The sequence below is a fragment of the Pseudomonas thermotolerans DSM 14292 genome, from assembly GCF_000364625.1.
GTDB classification, from domain to species: Bacteria; Pseudomonadota; Gammaproteobacteria; order Pseudomonadales; family Pseudomonadaceae; genus Aquipseudomonas; species Aquipseudomonas thermotolerans.
Map to the genome: position 1 here is coordinate 62,875 of NZ_KB822615.1, position 24,181 is coordinate 87,055.

Annotated in this window: 21 protein-coding genes and 1 riboswitch; of the genes, 14 read left to right on the top strand and 7 right to left on the bottom strand. The window is 68.3% G+C overall.

Annotated features, from left to right (window positions below; genetic code table 11):
* Positions 1 to 25: 25 nt before the first annotated feature.
* The 4 genes from hslV to H165_RS0113255 all read right to left on the bottom strand — a co-directional run bounded on the left by hslV (position 26) and on the right by H165_RS0113255 (position 5,473).
* The gene (gene hslV, locus H165_RS0113240) at positions 26 to 562 is read right to left on the bottom strand and encodes an ATP-dependent protease subunit HslV (RefSeq protein ID WP_017939418.1); all 537 of its coding nucleotides are present in this window, start codon (positions 560 to 562) and stop codon (positions 26 to 28) included.
* A gap of 134 nt (positions 563 to 696) precedes the next feature.
* Entirely contained in the window at positions 697 to 1,371 is a 675-nt protein-coding gene (locus H165_RS0113245) for an SPOR domain-containing protein (protein WP_017939419.1), read from the bottom strand.
* Between the two features lie 6 nt (positions 1,372 to 1,377).
* Positions 1,378 to 3,120, bottom strand: coding sequence for an arginine--tRNA ligase (argS, locus tag H165_RS0113250; RefSeq protein ID WP_017939420.1), 1,743 nt, complete (start codon positions 3,118 to 3,120; stop codon positions 1,378 to 1,380).
* A 124-nt stretch (positions 3,121 to 3,244) separates the two neighbouring features.
* Positions 3,245 to 5,473 (bottom strand): primosomal protein N', encoded by a 2,229-nt coding sequence (locus H165_RS0113255; protein ID WP_017939421.1) that lies wholly within the window; start codon positions 5,471 to 5,473, stop codon positions 3,245 to 3,247.
* Between the two features lie 161 nt (positions 5,474 to 5,634).
* On the opposite strand from H165_RS0113255, the gene rpmE reads away from it, so the two are divergent.
* The 4 genes from rpmE to H165_RS0113275 all read left to right on the top strand — a co-directional run bounded on the left by rpmE (position 5,635) and on the right by H165_RS0113275 (position 9,469).
* The gene (rpmE, locus tag H165_RS0113260) at positions 5,635 to 5,847 is read left to right on the top strand and encodes a 50S ribosomal protein L31 (protein WP_017939422.1); all 213 of its coding nucleotides are present in this window, start codon (positions 5,635 to 5,637) and stop codon (positions 5,845 to 5,847) included.
* A gap of 23 nt (positions 5,848 to 5,870) precedes the next feature.
* A complete protein-coding gene (locus H165_RS0113265; RefSeq protein WP_017939423.1) occupies positions 5,871 to 6,665 on the top strand; it encodes a thermonuclease family protein in 795 nt (264 codons plus the stop codon).
* Entirely contained in the window at positions 6,662 to 8,098 is a 1,437-nt protein-coding gene (locus H165_RS0113270; RefSeq protein ID WP_017939424.1) for a M48 family metalloprotease, read from the top strand. Before H165_RS0113265 ends, H165_RS0113270 begins: the two co-directional genes overlap by 4 nt.
* Before the next feature lie 102 nt (positions 8,099 to 8,200).
* Complete coding sequence (locus H165_RS0113275; RefSeq protein ID WP_017939425.1) at positions 8,201 to 9,469, top strand: malic enzyme-like NAD(P)-binding protein; 1,269 nt, start codon at positions 8,201 to 8,203, stop codon at positions 9,467 to 9,469.
* Positions 9,470 to 9,570: 101 nt separating this feature from the next.
* On the opposite strand, the gene H165_RS0113280 is transcribed toward H165_RS0113275, so the two are convergent.
* Positions 9,571 to 11,010 carry a TolC family outer membrane protein gene (locus H165_RS0113280; protein WP_017939426.1) on the bottom strand — a complete coding sequence of 480 codons (1,440 nt, stop codon included), beginning with the start codon at positions 11,008 to 11,010 and terminating at the stop codon, positions 9,571 to 9,573.
* A 153-nt stretch (positions 11,011 to 11,163) separates the two neighbouring features.
* Positions 11,164 to 11,270: riboswitch (TPP riboswitch) on the top strand.
* 85 nt (positions 11,271 to 11,355) lie between these two features.
* Between H165_RS0113280 and thiC the strand changes: the two genes are divergently transcribed.
* On the top strand, positions 11,356 to 13,239 hold the full coding sequence (gene thiC / locus H165_RS0113285) for a phosphomethylpyrimidine synthase ThiC (RefSeq protein ID WP_017939427.1): 1,884 nt from the start codon (positions 11,356 to 11,358) through the stop codon (positions 13,237 to 13,239).
* A gap of 49 nt (positions 13,240 to 13,288) precedes the next feature.
* On the opposite strand, the gene H165_RS0113290 is transcribed toward thiC, so the two are convergent.
* Positions 13,289 to 14,011, bottom strand: coding sequence for an RsiV family protein (locus tag H165_RS0113290; RefSeq protein WP_017939428.1), 723 nt, complete (start codon positions 14,009 to 14,011; stop codon positions 13,289 to 13,291).
* Positions 14,012 to 14,203: 192 nt separating this feature from the next.
* Between H165_RS0113290 and H165_RS0113295 the strand changes: the two genes are divergently transcribed.
* From H165_RS0113295 to H165_RS0113330, 8 genes are all read left to right on the top strand, one after another.
* The gene (locus H165_RS0113295) at positions 14,204 to 14,821 is read left to right on the top strand and encodes an NUDIX domain-containing protein (RefSeq protein WP_017939429.1); all 618 of its coding nucleotides are present in this window, start codon (positions 14,204 to 14,206) and stop codon (positions 14,819 to 14,821) included.
* A complete protein-coding gene (locus H165_RS0113300; RefSeq protein WP_017939430.1) occupies positions 14,812 to 15,264 on the top strand; it encodes a DUF1249 domain-containing protein in 453 nt (150 codons plus the stop codon). Before H165_RS0113295 ends, H165_RS0113300 begins: the two co-directional genes overlap by 10 nt.
* Before the next feature lie 133 nt (positions 15,265 to 15,397).
* A complete protein-coding gene (gene cpdA / locus H165_RS0113305; protein WP_026146618.1) occupies positions 15,398 to 16,213 on the top strand; it encodes a 3',5'-cyclic-AMP phosphodiesterase in 816 nt (271 codons plus the stop codon).
* A 75-nt stretch (positions 16,214 to 16,288) separates the two neighbouring features.
* Complete coding sequence (locus tag H165_RS0113310; protein ID WP_017939432.1) at positions 16,289 to 16,897, top strand: YqiA/YcfP family alpha/beta fold hydrolase; 609 nt, start codon at positions 16,289 to 16,291, stop codon at positions 16,895 to 16,897.
* 10 nt (positions 16,898 to 16,907) lie between these two features.
* Positions 16,908 to 18,797, top strand: coding sequence for a DNA topoisomerase IV subunit B (gene parE, locus H165_RS0113315; protein ID WP_017939433.1), 1,890 nt, complete (start codon positions 16,908 to 16,910; stop codon positions 18,795 to 18,797).
* Positions 18,794 to 19,777 carry an esterase-like activity of phytase family protein gene (locus H165_RS0113320; protein WP_017939434.1) on the top strand — a complete coding sequence of 328 codons (984 nt, stop codon included), beginning with the start codon at positions 18,794 to 18,796 and terminating at the stop codon, positions 19,775 to 19,777. The genes parE and H165_RS0113320 overlap by 4 nt, the downstream gene beginning before the upstream one ends.
* A gap of 84 nt (positions 19,778 to 19,861) precedes the next feature.
* Positions 19,862 to 22,111 carry a DNA topoisomerase IV subunit A gene (gene parC, locus H165_RS0113325; RefSeq protein WP_017939435.1) on the top strand — a complete coding sequence of 750 codons (2,250 nt, stop codon included), beginning with the start codon at positions 19,862 to 19,864 and terminating at the stop codon, positions 22,109 to 22,111.
* A 161-nt stretch (positions 22,112 to 22,272) separates the two neighbouring features.
* A complete protein-coding gene (locus H165_RS0113330; RefSeq protein ID WP_017939436.1) occupies positions 22,273 to 22,989 on the top strand; it encodes a PqiC family protein in 717 nt (238 codons plus the stop codon).
* A 97-nt stretch (positions 22,990 to 23,086) separates the two neighbouring features.
* Here H165_RS0113330 and H165_RS19240 read toward each other — a convergent pair whose 3' ends face one another.
* Complete coding sequence (locus H165_RS19240; RefSeq protein WP_081609359.1) at positions 23,087 to 23,797, bottom strand: endonuclease/exonuclease/phosphatase family protein; 711 nt, start codon at positions 23,795 to 23,797, stop codon at positions 23,087 to 23,089.
* 181 nt (positions 23,798 to 23,978) lie between these two features.
* Between H165_RS19240 and H165_RS0113335 the strand changes: the two genes are divergently transcribed.
* Positions 23,979 to 24,181: IS5/IS1182 family transposase (locus tag H165_RS0113335; RefSeq protein WP_017937404.1), on the top strand; the 203-nt coding region annotated here is incomplete at its 3' end.

The following is a 24,181-nucleotide window of genomic DNA, read 5'->3' on the forward strand; positions in this document are numbered from 1 at the left end:
AACTCGTGTCAGGGAAGGCGCTGCGTCACTCTGCGCAGTCCAGTTCCTCGATGGTCAGATTCTGGTTGGTGAACACGCAGATGGAGCCGGCGATGTTCAGCGCCGTTTCGGCGATCTCGCGAGCTGACAGGCTGGGGTCGCCCTTCTGCATCAGCGCCAGCGCGGCCGCCTGGGCGAAGCCACCGCCGGAACCCATGGCGATCAGCCCGTGCTCGGGCTCCACCACGTCGCCGTTGCCGGTGATGATCAGCGAGGCGTCCTTGTTGGCCACCGCCAGCATGGCCTCGAGGCGGGCCAGGGAGCGGTCGGTGCGCCAGTCCTTGGCCAGCTCCACGGCGGCGCGCACCAGATGGCCCTGGTGCTTCTCCAACTGGCCTTCGAAGCGCTCGAAGAGGGTGAAGGCATCCGCGGTGGCGCCGGCGAATCCGGCCAGCACCTGGCCGTGATAGAGACGCCGCACCTTGCGGGCGTTGCTCTTCATCACGGTGTTGCCAAGGGAAACCTGGCCGTCACCGCCCATGACGACTTTGCCGTTGCGGCGCACTGAAACGATGGTGGTCAAGGGATGGATCTCCACGCAGCGGGGCGCTCTGGCCCGAATGGAGACTCATATGGGGGAGGCGAGGCGGCATTTCAACCGCCGCGCTGCGCGAGGGACCGGAGAGGCTGGCTGGCGCCGGACGCCCGGCGGGCGTCTCAGCGCACCTGGCGCTGCTGCAGCAGCAGGTTGCTGAAGCCGTTGCTGGACAGCTGCTTCTGTGCCTGGTTGAGCTGCTCGCGGTTGTTGAAGGGGCCCACCAGCACCCGGTACCAGGTTTCGTCGCGCACCCGGCCGGACTCCAGCCGCACGTTCTGGCCGAGCAGGGCGATCTGCGCGCGCACGCCCTCGGCGTCGTCCTGCCTGCGGAACGAGCCGGCCTGCAGGAAGTATTGGGTGCGCGCGGCCTGCACCGCGCTGGGCAGCGGTGGCGGCACCTCGCCGCGCAGCGCCGCTTCGGCGCGGGCGGCATCGGCCTTGGCCAGCTCCTGCGGGGTGGGGGGCGGAGGAGTCTTCTCCGGCACCGCTTCCGGCGGGATGATCACCTCGGATTCCGGCAGCAGGGTGTAGAACTCGTACTTCGGCTTGGCCGGCTGAGCCTGAGGCTGGGGCTGCGGCCTGGGCGCGTTCCCCGGCTTGGCGTTCGGGCGCAGGGCGGTTTCCGGCTTCTCGCGCTTGATGTCGTCGCGGCCCGGCTCGAGCTGCATGAGGAACATCAGCAGGCCGCCGATCGCCAGGCCGCAGGCCAGCCACAACCAGCCCGGCACCGGCTTCTTCTGCGGGGCCTGGTAGCGGGTTGCGCCACGTTTGGGCGGGGATTTCTTCTTCGCCATGCTCGGTTACATGCGTTCCAGGGGTTGCAGACCGAGCAGCTCGAGACCCTGCCTGAGGGTCCGGCCGGTCAGCGCGGCCAGGCGCAGGCGGCTCTGTTGCTGCTCGACGGTTTCCGCGCCGAGGATCGGGCAGTGTTCGTAGAAGCTGGAGAACAGCCCGGCGAGGTCGTACAGGTAGGCGCACAGCAGGTGCGGCACGCCCTTCTCGGCGACGCTGTTGAGGGTCTCGGCGAACTGTGCCAGGCGGGCGGCCAGGGCGGTCTCCTGCTCGGCGGCGAGGACGATGCGGCCGTCCAGAGCGGCGTTCATGTCCAGGCCGGCCTTGGCGAACACGCTGGCCACCCGGGTGTAGGCGTAGAGCAGGTAGGGCGCGGTGTTGCCCTCGAAGCTCAGCATCAGGTCGAAGTTGAAGCTGTAGTCACTGGTGCGGTGCTTGGACAGGTCGGCGTACTTCACCGCACCTATGCCCACGGCGTGGGCGATGCTGCGCAACTCGGCCTCGGCCAGCTCGGGGTTCTTCTCCTTGACCAGCGCGTAGGCGCGGGCCTCGGCCTCGTCGAGCAGGTCGATGAGCTTCACGGTGCCGCCGTCGCGGGTCTTGAACGGCTTGCCGTCGGCGCCGTTCATGGTGCCGAAGCCCATGTGCTGCAGCTCCATCTGCGGCGGCACGAAGCCGGCGGCGCGGGCCACCGCGAAGACCATCTGGAAGTGCAGGGCCTGGCGCTGGTCGACGAAGTACAGGGCACGGTCGGCCTTGAGCACCCCGGCGCGGTAGCGGGTCGCGGCCAGGTCGGTGGTGGCGTACAGGTAGCCGCCGCCGGCCTTCTGGACGATCAGCGGCAGGGGGTTGCCCTCGGCGTTCTTGAACTCGTCGAGGAACACGCACTGAGCGCCATCGCTCTCGGTGAGCAGGCCCTTGGCGCGCAGGTCGGCGATCACCTGGGGCAGGTCGTCGTTGTAGGCGCTCTCGCCCTTGACGTCGGCCATGCTCAGCTTGACGCCGAGGCGGTCGTAGACCTTCTGGCAGTGGCTCAGGGAGATGTCGTTGAAGCGGGTCCACAGGCGCAGGCACTCGGGATCGCCGGCCTGCAGCTTGACCACTAGCTCGCGGGCGCGGTCGGCGAATTCCGGGGACTCGTCGAAGCGTTTCTTGGCGGCGCGGTAGAAGGCTTCCAGGTCGGCCAGCTCGGCGTCGCTGCCGACTGGCTGCTCCTGCATGTAGGCCAGCAGCATGCCGAACTGGGTGCCCCAGTCGCCGACGTGGTTCTGGCGGATCACGGTGTCGCCGAGGAATTCCAGGACCCGGGCCACGGCGTCGCCGATGATGGTGGAGCGCAGGTGGCCGACGTGCATCTCCTTGGCCAGGTTGGGCGCCGAGAGGTCGATCACCACGCGCTGCGTCGGGCCGTTCTTGCGCACGCCGAGCTGCGGATCGGCGAGGGCGGCGTCGAGGCGCGCGGCCAGGGCGCTGGTGTCCTGGTAGAAGTTGAGGAAGCCGGGGCCGGCGATCTCCACCTTGCTGATCTGCGCGTCGGCGGGCAGCGCGGCGACCAGCTTCTCGGCCAGCTCGCGGGGCTTGAGACCGGCCGGCTTGGCCAGCATCAGGGCGATGTTGCTGGCGAAGTCGCCGTGGCTCTTGTCCTTGGTGTTCTCCACCTGGATGGCCGGCGTGAGGCCTTGCGGCAGGGTGCCGTCGGCAACGAGGCGGTCGAGGGCGTGCTGGATGAGCTGGCGGATCAGGTCTTTCATGGGGAATGCTTCCTGCCGATGGACGGCGGCGCCGGGGGCGCTGGTTGAAAACTGCGCATTATCGATGCCGGGAGGGCGCCGCTTCAAGCCGCAAGCCGCGCAGCCGGGAAAAAGCCGTCGCCCTTCAATACAGGTCGACGGGGTCGACGTCCAGCGACCAGCGCACCGTGCGACCGGCAGGGAGGGCCTCCAGCCGCGGCAGCAGCTGGCCGAGCAGACGGTGCAGCGGCGCCCGAGCATTGGCCTGCAGGAGCAACTGGGCGCGGTAGCGGCCGGCGCGGCGTTCCATGGGCGCCGGCACCGGGCCGAGCAGCTCGATGCCGCTCAGGCCCTGCTCGGCCAGCAGCCCCTCGGCCAGGGAGCAGGCTTCGTCGAGGAAGAGCTCCGCCTGGTTGGGCTTGTGCGCCTCGGCACGCAGCAGGGCCAGGTGGGCGAAGGGCGGCAGGCCGGCGGCGCGGCGCTCGGCCAGGGCCTGTTCGGCGAAGGCGAAGTAGCCCTGCTCGGTGAGCTGGACCAGCAGCGGGTGGTCGGCCAGATGGCTCTGGATGATCACCCGGCCCGGCTCCTCGGCGCGGCCGGCCCGCCCGGCGACCTGGACGATCAACTGGGCCATGCGCTCGCTGGCGCGGAAGTCGGCGGAGAACAGCCCGCCGTCGGCATCGAGGATGGCCACCAGAGTGACCCTCGGGAAGTGATGGCCCTTGGCAAGCATCTGGGTGCCCACCAGGATGCACGGCTGGCCCTTGCCGATGGTGGCGAACAGCTTGTCCATTGCGCCCTTGCGCGCGGTGCTGTCGCGGTCGATGCGCAGCACCGGGTAGTCGGGGAAGAGGATCGCCAGGCGCTCCTCGGCGCGCTCGGTGCCGGCGCCCAGGGGGCGCAGGTCCACCTGGTCGCATTGCGGGCAGTTGTTCGGTCGCCGCTCGACATGGCCGCAGTGGTGGCAGCGCAGCTCGTTGCTGCGCTGGTGCAGGGTCATGCGCGCGTCGCAGCGCTGGCAGCCAGACACCCAGCCGCAGTCGTGGCACAGCAGGGTAGGGGCGAAGCCGCGGCGGTTGAGGAACACCAGCACCTGCTGGCCGGCCGCCAGGGTCTGGGCGATGGCCTGCTGCAGCGGCGCGGAGATGCCCGAGTCCAGGGGCCGGCTCTTCACGTCCAGGCGCAGGTAGCGCGGCGGCTGGGCGCCGCCGGCGCGGCGCTCCAGGCGGAGCAGGGCATAGCGGCCGCTGTGGGCGTTGTGCAGGCTCTCCAGGGACGGCGTCGCCGAGCCGAGGACGATGGGCACCTGTTCCTGCTGGGCGCGCACCACCGCCAGGTCGCGGGCGTGGTAGCGCAGACCCTCCTGCTGTTTATAGGAAGCGTCGTGTTCCTCGTCGACGATGATCAGCCCCGGGCGCTGTAGTGGGGTGAACAGCGCCGAGCGGGTGCCGATGACGATGTCCGCCTCGCCGTCGCGTGCCGCCAGCCAGGCGTCCAGGCGCTCGCGGTCGCCGATCGCCGAGTGCAGCAGGGCGATGCGCGCGTTGAAGCGCCGGGCGAAGCGCTCCAGGGTCTGCGGGCCGAGGTTGATCTCGGGGATCAGCACCAGGGCCTGGCGGCCGGCCTCCAGAGCCTCGCGAATCAGCTGCAGGTAGACCTCGGTCTTGCCGCTGCCGGTCACCCCGGCGAGCAGGAAGGCGCCGAAGCGCCCGAAGCCGCCGCGCACCGCTTCGAAGGCCTGGCGCTGCTCGGCGTTGAGCGGCAGTTCCGGCTGCGCCAGCCAGTGGCTCGGCCTCGGGGTCTGGGCGTGACGACGCACCTCGATGTGCACCAGGCCCTTGTCGCGCAGCAGCTCCAAGCTGTCCTTGTTGAGACCGAGCTTGGCCAGCAGGGGCTGGGGAACGCCATGGGGATGCTGGGCGATTACCCGCAGGGCTTCACGTTGGCGTGGCGCGCGGGCCAGGCGCGGATCCTCCAGGCTGGCCCCGGCGGCCAGGTGCCAGACCCGTTCCACCCGCGCCTCGGCCGGCTCGCCCTGACGCAGCAGCACCGGCAGCGCCCAGCTCAGGGTGTCGCCGAGGCTGTGCTGGTAGTACTGGGCGGTCCACAGGCACAGGCGGAACAGCGTTGGTGGCAGCGGCGGACGGGCGTCGAGCAGCTCCAGGGCGGCCTTCAGCTTGTCCGCCGGCACTTCGCTGTGATTCGCCATCTCGATCAGCACGCCGATCACCTCGCGGTGGCCGAAGGGCACCCGCAGGCGCATCCCCGGCTGCAGGCGGGCGATGGGCACCCCGGGCGGCGCGCGGTAGTCGAACAGCCGGCGCAGCGGCGAGGGCAGGGCGAGGCGCAGGATGGGTTGGGCGTCGGCGGACACGCGGCGGCTCCGAAGATGATCGGCGATGTTAGCATGGGCGACGGTCGGCGCTGCCCGCGCTTGCAAGTGGGGGCGGCTCTGGTATCATCCGCGGCCTATTTTGCGTACGGTGCCCGATAATGACTGTCGGGTGGCGGTGCGCCAGACCCGAGGAACGCATCATGAAAGCCGACATCCACCCGAACTACGTCGAGATCGAAGCTACCTGCTCCTGCGGTAACGTGATCAAGACCCGCTCCACCCTGGGCAAGAACATCAATATCGACGTCTGCTCCGCTTGCCACCCGTTCTACACCGGCAAGCAGAAGGTGCTCGACACCGGCGGCCGTATCGACCGCTTCAAGCAGCGTTTCGGCGTGTTCGGCTCCAAGTAAGCCGAACCTGCCGCGAGAGCCCCATGGGTATTCTCGAGCAACTGAAGAAGGCGTCCCTGGTGGGCGCCTTTTTCGTTTTCGTCGCCAGCCAGGCGCTGGCGGGCTGCCCGCGGCCCGGCCAGCTGCCCAGCTACGCGGTGCAGCGTGTGGTGGACGGCGACACCCTGCGCCTTGCTGACGGGCGCAGCGTGCGCCTGATCGGCATCAATGCCCCCGAGCTGTCGCGGCCCGGGGTCGGCACCGAGCCTTATGCCAAGGCGGCGCAGCGGCGCCTCCAGGAACTGGTGGCGGCCAGCGACGGCAAGGTGTTCCTCAGGCTCGGCGAGCAGGCTCGCGACCACTACGGCCGCCTGCTCGCCCACGCCTACGACGCCCGCGGCCGCAACCTGGAGGCTGAGCTGCTCGCCGCCGGGCTCGGCTACCAGGTGGCGGTGTTGCCCAACGTCGCGCTGGTCGACTGCCAGCGCGCCGCCGAGCGCGAGGCGCGCCAGGCCGGACGCGGCCTGTGGCGGCGTCCGCAACTGCTGAGCCCGGCGCAGCTCGAGCGCGGCGGCTTCGCTCTGGTCCAGGGCCGTGTGCGCAAGGTGGAGCGCAACCGCGGCGGCTTCTGGCTGGAGCTGGACGGTCCGCTGGTGCTGCAGGTGCCGCCCAAGGCTCTGGCGCGCTTCGACGAGAGCGCCCTCAAGCGCCTGGCCGGGCGGCGCGTCGAGGCCCGCGGCTGGGTGGTGGACCGTCGCCAGCGCGGCAACCTGAAGGCCGGCCAGGCGCCCTGGCTGCTGCCGCTCACCGATCGCTCGATGCTCGAGGTGCTGCCGTGAGAGGGGCGTTTCTCGCCCTGCTGGTGCTGCTCGGCGCTGGCCTGGGCGGTTGCGCGCTGAACCCGGCCACCGGCAAGAGCAACTTCGTGATGCTGAGCGAGCGCCAGGAGCTGGAGCTCGGCCGGCGTGCCAACCAGGAAATCGCCCGCCAGTACCCGCGCTATGCCGACGAGCGGCTGCAGGCCTACGTGCAGCGGGTCGGCGAGCGGGTCGCCCGCAACAGCCACCGCAGCAACCTGGACTACCGCTTCACGGTGGTCGACAGCCCGGACATCAACGCCTTCGCCCTACCCGGCGGCTACATCTACATTCACCGTGGGCTGCTCGCCTACCTGGGCTCGGAAGCCGAGCTGGCCGCGGTGCTCGGCCACGAGGTGGGGCATGTCACCGCCCGCCACGGCGTGCAGCAGCAGAGCCAGTCGATGGCCTGGGGCATGCTCGGCCAGTTGGTGGCGGCCGGTACCGGGGTGGGCGCCGCCGGCGACCTAACCAACCTGCTGGGCACCGCCATGGTGCGCGGCTACGGTCGCGATATGGAGCTGGAGGCCGACGGCCTGGGCGCCCAGTACCTGGCGCGCAGCGGCTACGACCCGCAGGCGATGATCGAGGTGGTTAGGGTGCTGAAGGGCCAGGAGGACTTCGCCCGCGAACAGGCCGCGAGGCGCGGCCAGGAAGTGCCGGCCAGCGGCTACCACGGGCTGTTCGACACCCACCCGGACAACGACCGGCGCCTCCAGCAGGTGCTCGGTCCGGCCCGCGCCCTGGCCGCCGGCGGGGCGCGGGAGAGCAACCGCGAGGCGTTCCTCGGCCATCTCGAGGGCCTGCCGTTCGGCGACTCGGAGGGCACCGGGGTGCGTCGCGGCAGGCACTTCTACCATGCCGGGCTGGGCATCGCCCTGAGCTTCCCCGAGGGTTGGACGCAGAGCAACGGCGCCGAGCAGCTGGTGGCCCAGAGTCCCGACCGGCAGGCCCTTATGGCCATGACCCTGGAGCGCGCCGAGCGTACCCCGGAGGCCTTCCTGCGTGCTCGCCTGGGCGGCCAGCGCCTGGTTCAGGGGCAGCCGCTCGGCCAGGCGGGCCTGCAGGGCTACACCGGGATTCTCCCCGGACACCCGGCGCGCCGCGTGGCGGTGGTCTTCAAGGACCAGCACGCCTTCCTGTTCGTCGCCGTGGTGAAGAGCGGCGAGCTGGCCAGCCAGGATGCGCGCTTCCTGGAGGCGATCCGCAGCCTGCGCCCGCTCCAGGCCGGGGAGCGCAAGCTGGCCCAGCCGCTGCGCATCCATCTGGTGCGCGCCAAGGCTGGGCAGCGCATCGCCGACCTGGCCAAGGACAGCCCGCTGCCGGGTGACGCCGAGGGCACCCTGCGCCTGCTAAACCGTCTCTATCCGGACGGTGAGCCGCAGCCTGGGGATTGGCTGAAAGTCGTACGTTAGGGGCATTGACTGTGCGGTCGGTTGTCGCCTTGTAGGGCGGCCGCGGATTGCCGTATCCTCGACTGTCTGTTCGTTCAACAAAGACTATCGGGAAAGTCCACCATGTCCGATCTGAAAACTGCCGCGCTCGACTATCATGCCCAGCCCCGTCCCGGGAAGCTGAGCGTCGAGCTGACCAAGCCGACCGCTACCGCCCGCGACCTGTCGCTGGCCTACAGCCCTGGCGTCGCCGAGCCGGTACGTGAGATTGCTCGCGACCCCGAGCTGGCCTTCAAGTACACCGGCAAGGGCAACCTGGTGGCAGTGATTTCCGACGGTACCGCGATCCTCGGCCTGGGCGACCTCGGCCCGCTGGCCTCCAAGCCGGTGATGGAAGGCAAGGGCGTGCTGTTTAAGCGCTTCGCCGGCGTCGACGTGTTCGACATCGAGGTGGACGCGGAGAGCCCGCAGGCCTTCATCGATACCGTCAAGCGCATCTCCATCACCTTCGGCGGCATCAACCTGGAGGACATCAAGGCCCCCGAGTGCTTCGAGATCGAGCGGGCGCTGATCGAGCAGTGCGACATCCCGGTGTTCCACGATGACCAGCACGGCACCGCCATCGTCACCGCGGCGGGCATGCTCAATGCCCTGGAAATCGCCGGCAAGACCCTCGAGCAGGCGAAGATCGTCTGCCTGGGCGCCGGTGCCGCGGCCATCTCCTGCATGAAGCTGCTGGTCAGCATGGGCGCGAAGATCGAGAACATCTTCATGGTCGACCGCAAGGGCGTGATCCATTCCGGCCGCGACGACCTCAACCAGTACAAGGCGGTGTTCGCCCACGAGACCGACAAGCGCACCCTGTCCGATGCCCTGGACGGCGCCGACGTGTTCGTCGGTCTGTCCGGTGCCAACCTGCTGAGCCCGGAAGACCTCAAGCGCATGGCGGCCAACCCGATCGTCTTCGCCTGCTCCAACCCGGATCCGGAGATCAAGCCGGAGCTGGCCCACGCCACTCGTGACGACGTGATCATGGCCACCGGCCGTTCCGACTACCCGAACCAGGTCAACAACGTGCTGGGCTTCCCCTTCATCTTCCGCGGCGCCCTGGACGTACGCGCGACCCGCATCAACGAGGAGATGAAGATCGCCGCGGCCCTGGCCCTGCGCGACCTGGCCAAGCTGCCGGTGCCCCAGGAAATCTGCGAGGCCTACGGCGGCGTCAAGCTGGAGTTCGGCCGCGAGTACATCATTCCCAAGCCGATGGACCCGCGCCTGATCACCCTGGTCTCCGACGCGGTGGCCAAGGCGGCCATCGAGAGCGGCGTGGCCACCCTGCCGTACCCGGCCCACTACCCGCTGCAGTCGGTAGCCGACGTGTTCAAGGCCTGATCGGCCAGAGCAATGAAAGGAAACCCGCTGCGGCGGGTTTCCTTTTGTCTGCGGGAAAGCGCGGCCAACAAAAAGCCCGGCAGGTGCCGGGCTTTTTCGCGTCACTCGTCACTGCTCGGACGCAGCTGCATCTCGGCGGCGGCGGAGAGGTCCGGCGGCAGGAAGTCCTTGTCCGGGTTGTAGTCCGGCTTCAGGTACTGTGCCAGGGCCTCCAGGTCGGCCGGGCTTAGGGTTCCGGCGGCCTGTTTGAGGCGCAGGTTGTCGAGGATGTAGTCGTAGCGCGCGTTGTTGTAGTCGCGCACCGAGTTGTACAGCTGGCGCTGGGCGTCCAGCACGTCGACGATGTTGCGGGTGCCCACTTGGTAGCCGACCTCGGTGGCCTCCAGGGCGCTCTGGTTGGAGATGATCGACTGGCGGCGCGCCTGCACGGTCTCCACGTCGGTGTTGACCGCGCGGTGCAGGTCGCGGGTGTTCTGCACCACCTGGCGGCGCAGGCTCTCGCGCTGCTGCTCGGTCTGGATCAGCCGCTGGTGCGCCTCGCGGACCTGGGAGCTGGTCAGTCCGCCGCTGTAGATCGGGATGTTCAGCTGCAGGCCGATGCTGCGCTGCTCGACGTCACCGCTGTAGGTGGCAGCGCCGGCGGCCGAGTTGGTGAAGCCCAGGCTGTCGTTGTCGCCCTTCTGGTACTGGGCGAAGGCGTCGAGGGTCGGGGCGTGGCCGGCCTTGCGCTGGCGCACGGTTTCCTCGGCGGCGTCCACCGCGTAGTTGCTGGCCAGCAGGCTGAGGTTCTGCCGGGCGGCGGTGTCCACCCAGGCCTTGGCGTCGTTGGGGGAGGGCGCCAGCACTGGCAGGCTGTGGCGGATGCCCTCCACCGAGGTGTACTCGCGGTTGGTCAGGGTCGCCAGGGCTTGGAAGGCGTCCGCCACGCGGCGCTCGGCGATGATCCGGTTAGCCCGTGCGGTGTCGTAGCCGGCCTGGGCCTCGAGCACGTCGGTCTTGTCGGAGAGGCCGACGTCGAAGCGTTCGTTGGCCTGGTCGAGCTGGCGCTTGAAGGCGGCTTCCTCGGCCTTGGTCGAGGCCAGGTTGTCCTGGGCGCGCAGCACCGCGAAGTAAGCCTCGGCGCTCTGCAGGATAAGGTTCTGCTCGACGGCGGAGAGCTGCAGCGCGGCTTGCTCGTCGATGGCCTTGGCGGCCTTCAGCTGGTACCAGCGGTCGGCGCGGAACAGCGGCTGGCTGAGGGTCGCCTGGTAGACGGTACCGCTGCGGTCGGCGCGGATCGACGGCGAGTCCAGCTCGGTGCGGGTGTCGGTCAGGTTGGCTCCGGCACTGAGCTGCGGCAGCAGACCGGCGCGGGCCTGGGGCACCACTTCCTTGCGCGCCGCGTAATCGGCGCGGGCGGCGGCGAGATCGGCGTTGTTGTTGACGGCTTCCCGGTAGACGCTGACCAGGTCGGTCCGGGTGCTCGGGGGGGCGGTTTCTGCCCAGGCCATTCCATTGGATGCGGCGGCCACGGCAAGTGCCAGGGTGAGTCTGCGCAGCATGTTGGGGCAGTCCTGCTGATGAGGTGGACAGGCAAGGCTAAGGGGCGCCGGTGGGAGGGTCAAGCACCGCGCAGGGTGTCGTTTCGTGACCCGTCGGTCGGGTTTTCTCGGTCGGCGGCTTGGTTTTCCGCGCGGGGCTTGTTTAGACTGGCCGGGTTCTTGTCGGGGTGCCTCGAATCGGAGGCTGAGATCGGACAGTTCCGGATCCCGTTGAACCTGATCAGGTTAAGGCCTGCGTAGGGAACAAGATGTCCTCGCCGCGTGTGGCGAGTCCTCTTTCGCACCACCCCCGGTGCGCCTTGCCGCGTTCAGGTTCGCTCCGACATTCAACCCGGAGACAGCCGAATGAGCGTGCAGAACCACAAGAAACTGAGCGAAAGCGCCCAGGTCGACCAGCAGTCCGTCCAGCCCTTCCCGCGTTCCCGGAAGATCTACGTGCAGGGCTCGCGTCCGGATATCCGCGTGCCGATGCGGGAGATCACCCTCGACGTCACTCCCACCGCGTTCGGCGGCGAGATCAACCCGCCGGTGACCGTCTACGACACCTCCGGCCCCTACACTGACCCCGACGTGCGGATCGACGTGCGCCAGGGCCTGCCGGACGTGCGCAGCGCCTGGATCGAGGAGCGCGGCGACACCGAACGCCTGCCGGGGCTGTCCTCGGAGTTCGGCCAGCGCCGCCTGGCCGATCCGGAACTGGCCGCCCTGCGTTTCGCCTATGTGCGCAACCCGCGGCGCGCCAAGGCCGGCCGCAACGTCACCCAGATGCACTACGCCAGGAAGGGCATCATCACCCCGGAGATGGAGTTCGTCGCCATCCGCGAGAACATGAAGCTGGCCGAGGCCCGCGAAGCCGGTCTGCTCGATGCCCAGCACCCGGGGCAGAGCTTCGGCGCCGCGATCCCCAAGGAGATTACCCCGGAGTTCGTTCGTCAGGAGGTGGCGCGCGGTCGGGCGATCATCCCGGCCAACATCAATCACGTGGAGTTGGAGCCGATGATCATCGGCCGCAACTTCCTGGTGAAGATCAACGGCAACATCGGCAACTCGGCGCTGGGCTCCTCCATCGAGGAAGAAGTGGCCAAGCTCACCTGGGGCATCCGCTGGGGCGCGGACACCATCATGGACCTGTCCACCGGCAAGCACATCCACGAGACCCGCGAGTGGATCATCCGCAACTCGCCGGTGCCGATCGGCACCGTGCCCATCTACCAGGCGTTGGAGAAGGTCGGCGGAGTGGCGGAGGAGCTGACCTGGGAGCTGTTCCGTGACACCCTGATCGAGCAGGCCGAGCAGGGCGTGGACTACTTCACCATCCACGCCGGCGTGCTGCTGCGCTATGTGCCGCTCACGGCGAAGCGGGTCACCGGCATCGTCAGCCGCGGCGGCTCGATCATGGCCAAGTGGTGCCTGGCCCACCACAAGGAGAATTTCCTCTACACCCATTTCGAGGAAATCTGCGAAATCATGAAGGCCTACGACGTCAGTTTCTCGCTGGGCGACGGCCTGCGTCCCGGCTCCATCGCCGACGCCAACGACGCCGCCCAGTTCGGCGAGCTGGAGACTCTGGGCGAGCTGACCAAGATCGCCTGGAAGCACGACGTGCAGACCATGATCGAAGGGCCGGGCCACGTGCCCATGCACCTGATCAAGGAGAACATGGATAAGCAGCTGGAATGCTGCGACGAGGCGCCCTTCTACACCCTCGGCCCGCTGACCACCGATATCGCGCCGGGCTATGACCACATCACCAGCGGCATCGGCGCGGCGATGATCGGCTGGTTCGGCTGCGCCATGCTCTGCTACGTCACCCCCAAGGAGCACCTGGGGCTGCCCAACAAGGATGACGTGAAGACCGGCATCATCACCTACAAGATCGCCGCCCACGCCGCGGACCTGGCCAAGGGCCACCCGGGCGCGCAGATCCGCGACAACGCCCTGTCCAAGGCGCGCTTCGAGTTCCGCTGGGAAGACCAGTTCAACCTCGGCCTGGACCCGGACACCGCGCGCGCCTTCCACGACGAGACGCTGCCCAAGGAATCGGCCAAGGTGGCGCACTTCTGCTCCATGTGCGGGCCGAAGTTCTGTTCCATGAAGATCACCCAGGAAGTCCGCGACTATGCCGCCGAGCACGGCCTGACCGACGAGCAGAAGGCCATCGAGGCCGGCTTCGCCGAACAGGCCGAGCGCTTCCGCGAGGAAGGCTCGGTGATCTACAAGCAGGTGTGACGGGCGCGGTGGGGCGTCCACCGGCGCGGCGCCCCGCGCGTTCCGCCTGCTAGCTACGCGGGAAGTACTCGGGCCTGAGCACGCCCTGCAGCTGCGCGTAGGGGATGCTCAGCTCGGGGTGGCCGCTGGAATAGGGCGCCAGGGTGTAGACGTCGTACTTGAGCAGCACCGCCTGACGGGTCAGGGCGATGTTCGGCGTCCGGGTGAACGGCCAGGTCGCCAGGTACTCCGGGTTGTCGTTGCCGGTGGCCTTCAGCCAGCGCCGGTGGGCCTGTTCGGCCAGCTTCCAGAACGCCTCCTCCTGGCCGGGCAACAGCATGTCGCCCAGGCTCAGCGGCTTCTCCAGCTCGCGGTCGTAGTTGATGAAGCGCCGCCCCGGCATGCCGTGGGCGCCGCCGGTGAACAGGTAGCTGGACAGCTCAAGGACCAAGAGGCCGTCGTGCTGGTCGCGGATCTTCGCCTGCAGGTAGCTGGCCCAGCCGGGCCGCGCCTCGGCCAGGAAGTTGCGCTCGTAGCTGGCCAGCGACGGCGGCAGCGGCGCATCCGGGGCGTCGGCGGTCATCTCCAGCAACTGGCGCTCGATCAACGCGTCGAGCTGCGGCTGCTCGGGAAAGCGCAGGGTGTCGATGTTCACCAGCGGACAGTCCTCGCCCTGGCAGCCGGCCGGGACGTGCTCCCAGGCCAGGCGCTGGGCCTTGAGTGGCGCCGGCTGGAGCAGCTGGCAGCCGGACAGGAGCAGGGAGCAGAGCAGCAGAGCGGGAAGCGGGCGCATGGGCATCCTTGGCGAAACGGCGTGAGGGGACTGGCTTCGACTGCCGGTAGCGGCGCGAGTTCGCCGCCGGCACTGCCGTCTATCCTCGCAGCCCCGGCGGCCGCTGCAAAGGGGGCTGCGGCCGGGCCGGGGGCAGGATAGGATGGCGTCTCAGCAAGGTCCCGCCAGGGACCGGCGACAGACGAGGAAACGATGAGCGAAACCTTCAAACCAGATGCCGACGCAGTACGGATCCTTGCCCGGGAAACCTGCTTCCGGGGCTTCTACCGCCTCGACCGGCTGCAGCTGCGCCACCGCCAGTTCTCCGGGGCCATGGGCCCGGCGCTCAGCCGCGAGCTGTTCGTACGCCACGATGCGGTCTGCGTGCTGCCCTACGACCCGCAGCGCGACTGCGTGGTGCTGGTCGAGCAGTTCCGCGTCGGCGCCCTGGACAAGGCCGCCAACCCCTGGCTGCTGGAGCTGGTCGCCGGGCTGATCGACAGCGACGAGGCGCCGGAGCAGGTGGCCCGCCGCGAGGCCCGGGAGGAAGCCGGCCTGGAGCTGGGCGCGCTCTGGCCGATCACTACCTACTTCCCCTCGCCGGGCGGCAGCGACGAGCTGGTCCACCTGTACGTCGGCCGCTGCGACAGCGCCGGGGCCGGCGGCGTGCACGGCCTGGCCGAGGAGGGCGAGGACATCCGCGTGCACGTCTGGCCGCTGGAGGACGCCCTGCAGGCGGTGCGCGACGGGCGGATCAACAACGCGGCGAGCATCATTGCCCTGCAGTGGCTGGCGCTGAACCGCGCCGAGGTGCGTGGTCTATGGACGTAACCCTGCTGCGCGAGCGCTTCCGGGTCGATCTGGCCGGCCTGCAGGCGGCTTGCGAGGCCAACTACGCGCGGCTATTGCGCCTGCTGCCGGACATGCGTGGCGGCTGCGGCGCGCGGCGGGTGGCGCTCAGCCAGGGCGAGCACCTGCTCGGCGTGCTGGCCCTGGAAGTGATCGAGTCCTGTCCCTACACCACCACCCTGCGGGTCAGCCAGGAGCACAGCCTGCCCTGGCTGCCGGTGCCGCGCCTGGAGGTGCGGGTCTACCATGACGCGCGCATGGCCGAAGTGGTCGGTGCCGAGAATGCCCGGCGCCTGCATATCCGCTATCCCTATCCCAACGCCGCGATGCACCAGCCGGACGAGAAGACCCAGCTCAACCTGTTCCTCGGCGAGTGGCTGAGCCACTGCCTGTCCTGCGGCCATGAGCTGGAACCGGTGATCTAGTTCACCCTTGGCGCCGGCGGCCGGTGAGGCCGGGCCAACGCCGTCATCACTCTGTGATCTGGGTCTAGAACTTCGCTTTTCCTGACCGGGTCCAGCCACCATAATTGCCCGACATCCGAGCGGAGTCCCTGCCTTGCCGAGCTTGCCGTCTTCCCCTGCCGATTCCTCGGTGCTGCTGGTACAGATCACCGACAGCCACCTGTTCGCCGAGGCGGACGGCCGGTTGCTTGGTCTGGCCACCGAGGAGAGCCTGCGCATGGTGCTCGCCCAGGTGCGCGAGGAACAGCCGCGCATCGACCTGGTGTTGGCCACTGGCGACCTTTCCCAGGACGGCAGCCGCGCCTCCTACCAGCGCTTCGCCGGCCTCATCGAGAGCCTCGGCGCGCCGGCGCGCTGGACCCCCGGCAACCACGACGACGCCGCGACGATGCGCGCCTTCTGCGCCGGCGGCGAACAGCTCGAGCCGGTGGTCGATGTCGGCGCCTGGCGTATCGTGCTGCTGGACTCTGCGGTGCCTGGCGCGGTGCTCGGGCATTTCGCCGACGAGCAGCTGCAGCTGCTCGAGCGCGCCTTGGCCGAGGCGCCGGAGCGCCACTGCCTGATCTGCTTCCACCACCACCCGGTGCCCATCGGCTGCGCCTGGATGGACCCTATCGGCCTTGCCAACGCCGAGGCGTTGTTCGCCGTCACCGACCGCTTTCCGCAGGTCCGTGCCATGCTCTGGGGGCACATCCACCAGGACTTCGATCGTGAGCGCCGTGGTGTGCGGCTGCTCGCCTCGCCGTCCACCTGCGTACAGTTCGTGCCGCACAGCGAGGACTTCCAGGTCAGCCGCGAGGCGCCCGGCTACCGCTGGCTGCGCCTGCACGCCGACGGGCGCATCGACACCGGGGTGTCGCGGGTCACTGGCATCGACTTCGAGATCGACTACGGCGTGACCGGCTACTGAGCGCGCCGACGAGCGTCGGCCGCCGGCGCGTCAGGGTTGCGGCCGGCGCCATCCGGCTAGTAGCCTCCTCTCCCCATGACCAGCATCCTCTACATCCACGGACTGAACAGTTCGCCGGCCTCGCGCAAGGCCAGCCAGCTCAGCGCACTGATGCAGCGGCTGGGGCGGGCGCAGGCGCTGCGCGTGCCGGCCCTGCATCACCATCCTCGCCAGGCCATCCTCCAGCTTGAGTCGGCCATCGACGAACTCGGTCGGCCGTTGCTGGTCGGCAGCTCGCTGGGCGGCTTCTACGCCACCTACCTGGCCGAGCGGCACGGCCTCAAGGCCCTGCTGATCAACCCCGCGGTCAACCCGCAGCTGCGCTTCGAGGGCTACCTGGGGCCGCAGACCAACTACTACACCGGCGAGACCTGGGAGCTGACCCTCGACCACGTGGCCGCGCTCGCCGAACTGGCGGTGCCGCCGCCCGGCGATCCGGCGCGCTTCCAGGTGTGGCTGCAGACCGGCGACGAGACTCTCGACTACCGCCAGGCCCAGGCCTTCTACCGCGCCTGCGCGCTGCGCATCGAACCCGGCGGCGACCACGGCTTTGCGAACTTCGCCGCGCATCTGCCGGCGCTGCTGGCTTTCGCCGGCGTGCCGGCTGCCGAGTGGCGCGACATCGATTTTTCCACCTTTGCTTGAACGGAGCGCTATGGCCACTTACAACGCGGATGCCATTGAAGTCCTCTCCGGCCTCGACCCGGTGCGCAAGCGCCCGGGCATGTACACCGACACCACCCGCCCCAACCACCTGGCCCAGGAAGTCATCGACAACAGCGTCGACGAGGCGCTGGCCGGCTACGCCAAGAGCGTGCAGGTGATCCTCCACGAGGACCAGTCCCTGGAAGTGCTCGACGACGGCCGCGGCATGCCGGTGGATATCCATCCCGAGGAGGGCATCCCCGGTGTCGAGCTGATCCTCACCAAGCTGCACGCCGGCGGCAAGTTCTCCAACAAGAACTACCAGTTCTCCGGCGGCCTGCACGGTGTCGGCATCTCGGTGGTCAACGCCCTGTCCACCCGCGTGGAGGTGCGCGTCAAGCGCGACGGCAACGAGTACCGGATGACCTTCGCCGACGGCTACAAGGCCTCCGACCTGGAGATCATCGGCACGGTCGGCAAGCGTAACACCGGCACCAGCGTGCGCTTCTGGCCGGATGCCAAGTACTTCGACTCGCCGAAGTTCTCGGTCAGCCGCCTCAAGCACGTCCTGAAGGCCAAGGCGGTGCTCTGCCCGGGCCTGGCGGTGAGCTTCGAGGACAAGGCCAGCGGCGAGCGGGTCGAATGGTTCTACGAGGACGGCCTGCGTTCCTATCTGGTCGATGCCGTCAGCGAATACCCGCGGCTGCCCGAGGAGCCCTTCTGCGGCAACCTTGCCGGCGAGCGCGAGGCGGTGGAGTGGGCCGTGCTCTGGCTGCCGGAAGGTGGCGAGGCGGTGCAGGAAAGCTACGTCAACCTGATTCCCACCGCGCAGGGCGGCACCCACGTCAACGGCCTGCGCCAGGGCCTGCTGGACGCCATGCGCGAGTTCTGCGAGTTCCGCAACCTGCTGCCACGCGGCGTCAAGCTGGCCCCCGAGGACGTCTGGGAGCGCATCGCCTTCGTGCTCTCCATGAAGCTGCAGGAGCCGCAGTTCTCCGGGCAGACCAAGGAGCGCCTGTCGTCCCGCGAGGCGGCGGCCTTCGTCTCCGGCGTGGTCAAGGACGCCTTCAGCCTGTGGCTCAACGCCAACCCCGAGTTGGGCCTGCAGCTCGCCGAGCTGGCCATCAGCAACGCCGGGCGGCGCCTCAAGGCCGGCAAGAAGGTGGAGCGCAAGAAGATCACCCAGGGCCCGGCGCTGCCCGGTAAGCTGGCCGACTGCGCCGGCCAGGATCCGCTGCGCGCCGAGCTGTTCCTGGTGGAGGGCGATTCCGCCGGCGGCAGCGCCAAGCAGGCACGCGACAAGGAGTACCAGGCGATCATGCCGCTGCGCGGCAAGATCCTGAACACCTGGGAGGTGGACGGCAGCGAGGTGTTGGCCAGCCAGGAGGTGCACGACATCGCCGTGGCCATCGGCATCGACCCGGGCTCCAGCGACCTGTCCCAACTGCGCTACGGCAAGATCTGCATCCTCGCCGACGCCGACTCCGACGGTCTGCACATCGCCACCCTGCTCTGCGCGCTGTTCGTCCGCCACTTCCGCCCGCTGGTGGAGGCCGGTCACGTCTACGTCGCCATGCCGCCGCTGTTCCGCATCGACCTCGGCAAGGAGGTCTACTACGCCCTCGACGAGGCCGAGCGCGACGGCATCCTCGAGCGCCTCGCCGCCGAGAAGAAGCGCGGCAAGCCGCAGGTCACCCGCTTCAAGGGCCTCGGCGAGATGAACCCCATGCAGCTGCGCGAGACCACCATGGACCCCAACACCCGCCGACTGGTGCAGCTGACCCTCGACGACTTCGAGCGCACCCATGAAGTGATGGACATGCTGCTCGCCAAGAAGCGCGCCGCCGATCGCAAGAGCTGGCTGGAGACCAAGGGCGACCTGGCCGAGGTGCTGGTTTGATCCGCATCGGGCTCGCCGCGCTGCTGCTCGTCACTCTGCCGGCCTTCGCCGCGCCGGTCGAGGAGTTGCGTCTGGAGGCCGAGTATCCGGTGGCGGACATGCCGGTCGGCAACCTCTCCGGGCTGGCCTGGTGCGGGGACGCCCTGTGGGCGGTGTCCGACCGGGACGACGATCGCCTGTACCGGCTGCGCATGGCCGGAGATCGGCTGGTGGCCGAGGCGGAAGTCTTCACGGCGCCGCCGCCGGACGACAGCCGCCTGCCTTGGGGCATCCGCACCCGCAACTGGGTGGCCGCCCAGGTGCGCGGCGGCGCCCTGGACTTCGAGGGCCTGAGCTGCGACGCCGAGGGCAACCGCTACTTGGTCAGCGAGGCCCAGGTCGGCGTGCTACGCCTGCCGGCGGCGACCAGCCAGGGCGAATGGCTGGTCCTGCCGGCCGGCCTGCTGCGCCAGGCGCGGGCCAGCGGCATGCTGCTGAAGTTCAACGCTCTGCTCGAAGGCATCGCCGTCAGTCCGGACGCCAGCCGCCTGTGGTTGGCCGCCGAGCGCGAACGGCGCGGTCTGCTGGCCCTGCAGCGCGAACAGAACCAGTGGCTCTGCGCGGCCAGCTGCGTGCTGTTCAGCGAGGGCGGCAAGCAGGCCCCGCCGCCGCAGCTGGACGTGGCCGAGCAGCCGCGCGACTTTTCCGATCTGGTGTTCTTCGCCGAGCGATTGTTCACCCTGGAGCGCCAGGGCTATCGCATTTGCCGGCGCGATCCCGCCGACGGCGCAGTGGAGCGCTGCTGGTCGTTCGCCGAGGAGGCGTTGCAGGAACCGCGCCGCTATGGCCGCCAGGCCTTCGGCCGGGCCGAGGGCCTGGAGCTCGACGAGCAGGGCGCCTGGATCGGCCTGGACACCGGCGGCAAGGTGCGCAACGACGGCGAGACGCGCCCCATCGTCTGGCGCTTCGCCGCGCCGGCCGGCGGCTGGAGCGCCCCATGAGCGCTCCACGCCGACTCGACTCGAATCTACCCAGCGCGACGGCACCCAGGGTGCTGCGCCAATCCACCGAACGATGAGGTCCGCATGAGCGAATCCCTCGACCTGAGCCTGGAAGGCGTGGAGCGCCGCTCCCTCGCCGAGTTCACCGAGCAGGCCTACCTGAACTACTCCATGTACGTGATCATGGACCGCGCCCTGCCGCACATCGGCGACGGTCTGAAGCCAGTGCAGCGGCGCATCGTCTACGCGATGAGCGAGCTGGGCCTGGATGCCGACGCCAAGCACAAGAAGTCGGCGCGCACCGTCGGTGACGTGCTCGGCAAGTTCCACCCACACGGCGACAGCGCCTGCTACGAGGCCATGGTGCTGATGGCCCAGCCGTTCAGCTACCGCTACACCCTGATCGACGGCCAGGGCAACTGGGGGGCCCCGGACGATCCCAAGTCCTTCGCCGCCATGCGCTACACCGAGGCGCGCCTGTCCCGCTACGCCGAGCTGCTGCTGTCCGAGCTGGGCCAGGGCACCGTGGACTGGGTGCCGAACTTCGACGGCACCCTGGAGGAACCGGCGACCCTGCCGGCGCGGCTGCCCAACCTGCTCTTGAACGGCACCACTGGCATCGCCGTGGGCATGGCCACCGACGTGCCGCCGCACAACCTGCGCGAGGTGGCCGCCGCCTGCGTGCGCCTGCTCGACGAGCCGACCGCCACGGTGGCGCAGCTTTGCGAGCACCTGCCCGGCCCGGACTTCCCCACCGAAGCGGAGATCGTCACCCCGCGCGCCGACCTGCTGAAGACCTACGAGACCGGCCGTGGTTCGATCCGCATGCGAGCCGTGTACCGCGTCGAGGACGGCGACATCGTGATCACCGCGCTGCCGCACCAGGTCTCCGGCGCCAAGGTGCTGGAGCAGATCGCCGCGCAGATGCAGGCCAAGAAGCTGCCGATGGTCGCCGACCTGCGTGACGAGTCCGACCACGAGAATCCCTGCCGCATCGTCATCATCCCGCGCTCCAACCGGGTGGATACCGAGGAGCTGATGCAGCACCTGTTCGCCACCACCGACCTGGAGTCCAGCTACCGGGTCAACCTCAACGTCATCGGCCTGGATGGCAAGCCGCAGGTCAAGGACCTGCGCACCCTGCTCACCGAGTGGCTGAGCTACCGCATCCGCACCGTGCGCCGCCGCCTGCAGTTCCGTCTGGACAAGGTGGAGAAGCGTCTGAACCTGTTGGAAGGCCTGCTGATCGCCTTCCTCAACCTCGACGAGGTGATCCGCATCATCCGCACCGAGGACCAGCCCAAGCCGGTGCTGATGGAACGCTTCGGTCTCACCGAGGTGCAGGCCGACTACATCCTCGACACCCGCCTGCGCCAGCTGGCGCGCCTGGAGGAGATGAAGATCCGTGGCGAGCAGGACGAGCTGGCCAAGGAGCGCGAGCAACTGCTCGCCCTGCTCGGCAGCGAGGCCAAGCTGAAGAAGCTGGTGCGCCAGGAGATCCTCGAGGACGCCGAGAAGTACGGCGACGACCGCCGCTCGCCGATTGTCGAGCGCGCCGAGGCGCGCGCCCTCTCGGAAACCGAGCTGCTGCCCACCGAGCCGGTAACCGTGGTGCTCTCCGAGAAAGGCTGGGTACGCTGTGCCAAGGGCCACGACATCGATGCCGCGGGCCTCTCCTACAAGGCCGGCGACAGCTTCAAGGCCGCCGCGCCGGGGCGCTCCAACCAGTACGCGGTGTTCATCGACTCCACTGGCCGCAGCTATTCGCTGGCGGCCCATTCGCTGCCCTCGGCGCGTGGCCAGGGCGAGCCGCTGACCGGTCGCCTGACCCCGCCGCCGGGGGCCAGCTTCGAATGCGTGCTGCTGCCCGACGACGATGCCCTCTACGTGATCGCCTCGGACGCCGGCTACGGCTTCGTGGTCAAGGGCGAGGACCTGCAGGCCAAGAACAAGGCCGGCAAGGCCCTGCTCAGCCTGCCCGCCGGGGCCCGCGTGGTGGCGCCCAAGCCGCTCGCTAGCTTGGAGGAGGACTGGCTGGCGGCGGTGACCACCGAGGGCCGCCTGCTGCTGTTCCCGGTCCGCGATCTGCCGCAGCTGGCCAAGGGCAAGGGCAACAAGATCATCGGCATCCCCAGCGAGCGGGTCGCCAGCCGCGAGGAGTACCTGGTGGACCTGGCCGTGCTCGCCGAAGGCTCGACCCTGGTGCTGCAGTCCGGCAAGCGCACCCTGTCGCTGCGCCCTGAGGATCTGGAGCACTACAAGGGCGAGCGCGGCCGGCGTGGCAACAAGCTGCCGCGGGGCTTCCAGCGGGTCGACGGGCTGCGCGTGGAGTAGGCCGGTCCGGTTGGCGCCGCTCGCACGGTTAAACCTCCTGACAAAACTACGCAGGTTTTAGGGTGGAGTCGCGCCGCAGTTTCACGGATGATACACGCCTGCCAACTTCCAATGCCGGCCGCCTCGCCGGTCGGCACTGGCCGTTTGAGATGAAAACGAACATGAATGCATTGCGTATTCCCCTGCTGCTGGCATTCACCGGTGTTCTCGTCCTGTCGGGCTGCGCCATGCTCGAGCCGGCGCCCCTGTACCGGCTGGACAGCGGCAATCCGGGCATTCCCGAGCAGAAGGACGGGCCGGCGATCCTGCTCGGCCCGGTGAAGGTGGCCGACTACCTGCAGCGCGAGACCCTCCTGCAGCGCCAGGAGGACGGCAGCCTGCTGCCGGCGAAGAAGGAACGCTGGGCCGGCAGCCTGAGTGACGACATCGACCAACTGCTGATCCGTCAGTTGGCCTGGCGCCTGGACACCCAGCGGCTGGTGCTGGCCCCAGGCGCCCAGGGCTTCACTCCGGACGTGCAGGTGCAGCTGACCATCAGCCGCCTGGATTCCGGTCCGCAGCAGCCTGCGGTGCTGGAGGCCGAATGGCAGCTGATCGACCGCCAGGGCAAGCTGCGCGACAGCCACCTGGTGCGCTTGCAGGAGGAGCACGCCGGCAGCGCCGCCGACCAGGTTCGCGCACAGAGCCTGGTGCTACAGCGCCTTGCCGAGCAGATGGCCAGCACCGTACAGCCGCTGCTCAAGCAGGAACCGCCGGTGGCCGAGACGCCGAAGAAGCCGGCGCCGAAACGGCCGACCAGCAGCGTGCGCCAGCCGGAGCAGCCGCGCATCCCCATGGCCTCGCCGGTGCGCACCGACGTGGAAGTCTTCCGCTTCTGAGGGCGCCGCGCGGCCATGAAAAAGCCCGCCATCCGGCGGGCTTTTTGTTGCCTGCGCTATTATGCACCAGGGGCACAAAGCCAGCAGATTCAAGGAGTTATCTGTTAGTCCCTGGCGCAATATCGACTATGAGTGGCAGATGATCACTGTGCTCCAGCCAGTAGTCAGCAGCACCGATTGATATGCGGGCGCCGATCTTAAGCATTTCGGACAGAAATGCGTAATCGATGTGATAAGGCTTCTCCAGCTTCCGATGCAGGAAGAATGTTGGTTGGGTCTCGGCCCCTTGGGCCTCCCCTGTTTGAGAATGGTAAAGGCTATGAAGTCCCAGGTTTTCAAGCTCTTTAACCACATCCGAGTGATTCCACCAACGATCCCAAACATCCCAACAGGAATTGCTGTTGAGGTCTCCGATAACGACAGCTTTCGGTGTGGCCAAATGGGTTTTGTGTAATTGAAGCCATTTGTAGAGCTGTCCGATGTATTTGAACGTTGGGGAGCCTGCCTCCTTTGTCCAAACTGCTAGCAGCGTGATGTCGTTGACCATAAGCGGCAAAAACAACTGCAAGCGCCCCGAGTCAAGATTCAGAGGTTCTAGCCGTACGTCTGGCTTAGCAAAAACGCCAAGCCCTTTGTTCTTGTTGTCACCGGCCCACAGGTGATTAGTTGCCCATTGTTTGTAGTGGGCATCACGACACTGAACTGGATCTTCACATTCCTGGATCACAAGGACGTCTGCGTTCAACTCCTCCAGCAGATGGAGTTTTTTTCGAAAGGCACCGTTGCAGTTCCAGCTCACAATACGCATTCAGACGGACATTCCTTTGGCGTGAAGAATCGCGTGGATGAGTCTATCACTGACACTGATTGATTAATTTTTGTAGCACAAAAATACCCCGAAAGGCCCGTGATAGAGGGCTTTTAGGGATGGTCTGAAAAAGACTTCCTGATTTGGCAAAATCCGCCGACTTCACCCGCAGAGCTTTCCGATGAAGCAGATGACCTTCGCCGACGCCGAGTACGCCGGCAAGCGCAAGCAGACCCGCAAGGAACTGTTCCTGATCGAAATGGAACAGGTGGTGCCGTGGCAGGGCCTGATCGCCCTGATCGAGCCGCACTACCCGAAGGGTGAAGGCGGTCGTCCCGCCTATCCGCTGATGGCGATGCTGCGTGTGCATCTGCTGCAGAACTG

Bases quoted from the DNA above. Each gene is read 5' to 3' on its own strand.
- H165_RS0113245 (WP_017939419.1), bottom strand. From the start codon at position 1,371: ATGGCGAAGAAGAAATCCCCGCCCAAACGTGGCGCAACCCGCTACCAG.
- argS (WP_017939420.1), bottom strand. From the start codon at position 3,120: ATGAAAGACCTGATCCGCCAGCTCATCCAGCACGCCCTCGACCGCCTC.
- rpmE (WP_017939422.1), top strand. From the start codon at position 5,635: ATGAAAGCCGACATCCACCCGAACTACGTCGAGATCGAAGCTACCTGC.
- H165_RS0113265 (WP_017939423.1), top strand. From the start codon at position 5,871: ATGGGTATTCTCGAGCAACTGAAGAAGGCGTCCCTGGTGGGCGCCTTT.
- H165_RS0113275 (WP_017939425.1), top strand. From the start codon at position 8,201: ATGTCCGATCTGAAAACTGCCGCGCTCGACTATCATGCCCAGCCCCGT.
- H165_RS0113280 (WP_017939426.1), bottom strand. From the start codon at position 11,010: ATGCTGCGCAGACTCACCCTGGCACTTGCCGTGGCCGCCGCATCCAAT.
- thiC (WP_017939427.1), top strand. From the start codon at position 11,356: ATGAGCGTGCAGAACCACAAGAAACTGAGCGAAAGCGCCCAGGTCGAC.
- H165_RS0113290 (WP_017939428.1), bottom strand. From the start codon at position 14,011: ATGCGCCCGCTTCCCGCTCTGCTGCTCTGCTCCCTGCTCCTGTCCGGC.
- H165_RS0113295 (WP_017939429.1), top strand. From the start codon at position 14,204: ATGAGCGAAACCTTCAAACCAGATGCCGACGCAGTACGGATCCTTGCC.
- H165_RS0113300 (WP_017939430.1), top strand. From the start codon at position 14,812: ATGGACGTAACCCTGCTGCGCGAGCGCTTCCGGGTCGATCTGGCCGGC.
- H165_RS0113310 (WP_017939432.1), top strand. From the start codon at position 16,289: ATGACCAGCATCCTCTACATCCACGGACTGAACAGTTCGCCGGCCTCG.
- parE (WP_017939433.1), top strand. From the start codon at position 16,908: ATGGCCACTTACAACGCGGATGCCATTGAAGTCCTCTCCGGCCTCGAC.
- parC (WP_017939435.1), top strand. From the start codon at position 19,862: ATGAGCGAATCCCTCGACCTGAGCCTGGAAGGCGTGGAGCGCCGCTCC.
- H165_RS0113330 (WP_017939436.1), top strand. From the start codon at position 22,273: ATGAATGCATTGCGTATTCCCCTGCTGCTGGCATTCACCGGTGTTCTC.
- H165_RS19240 (WP_081609359.1), bottom strand. From the start codon at position 23,797: ATGCGTATTGTGAGCTGGAACTGCAACGGTGCCTTTCGAAAAAAACTC.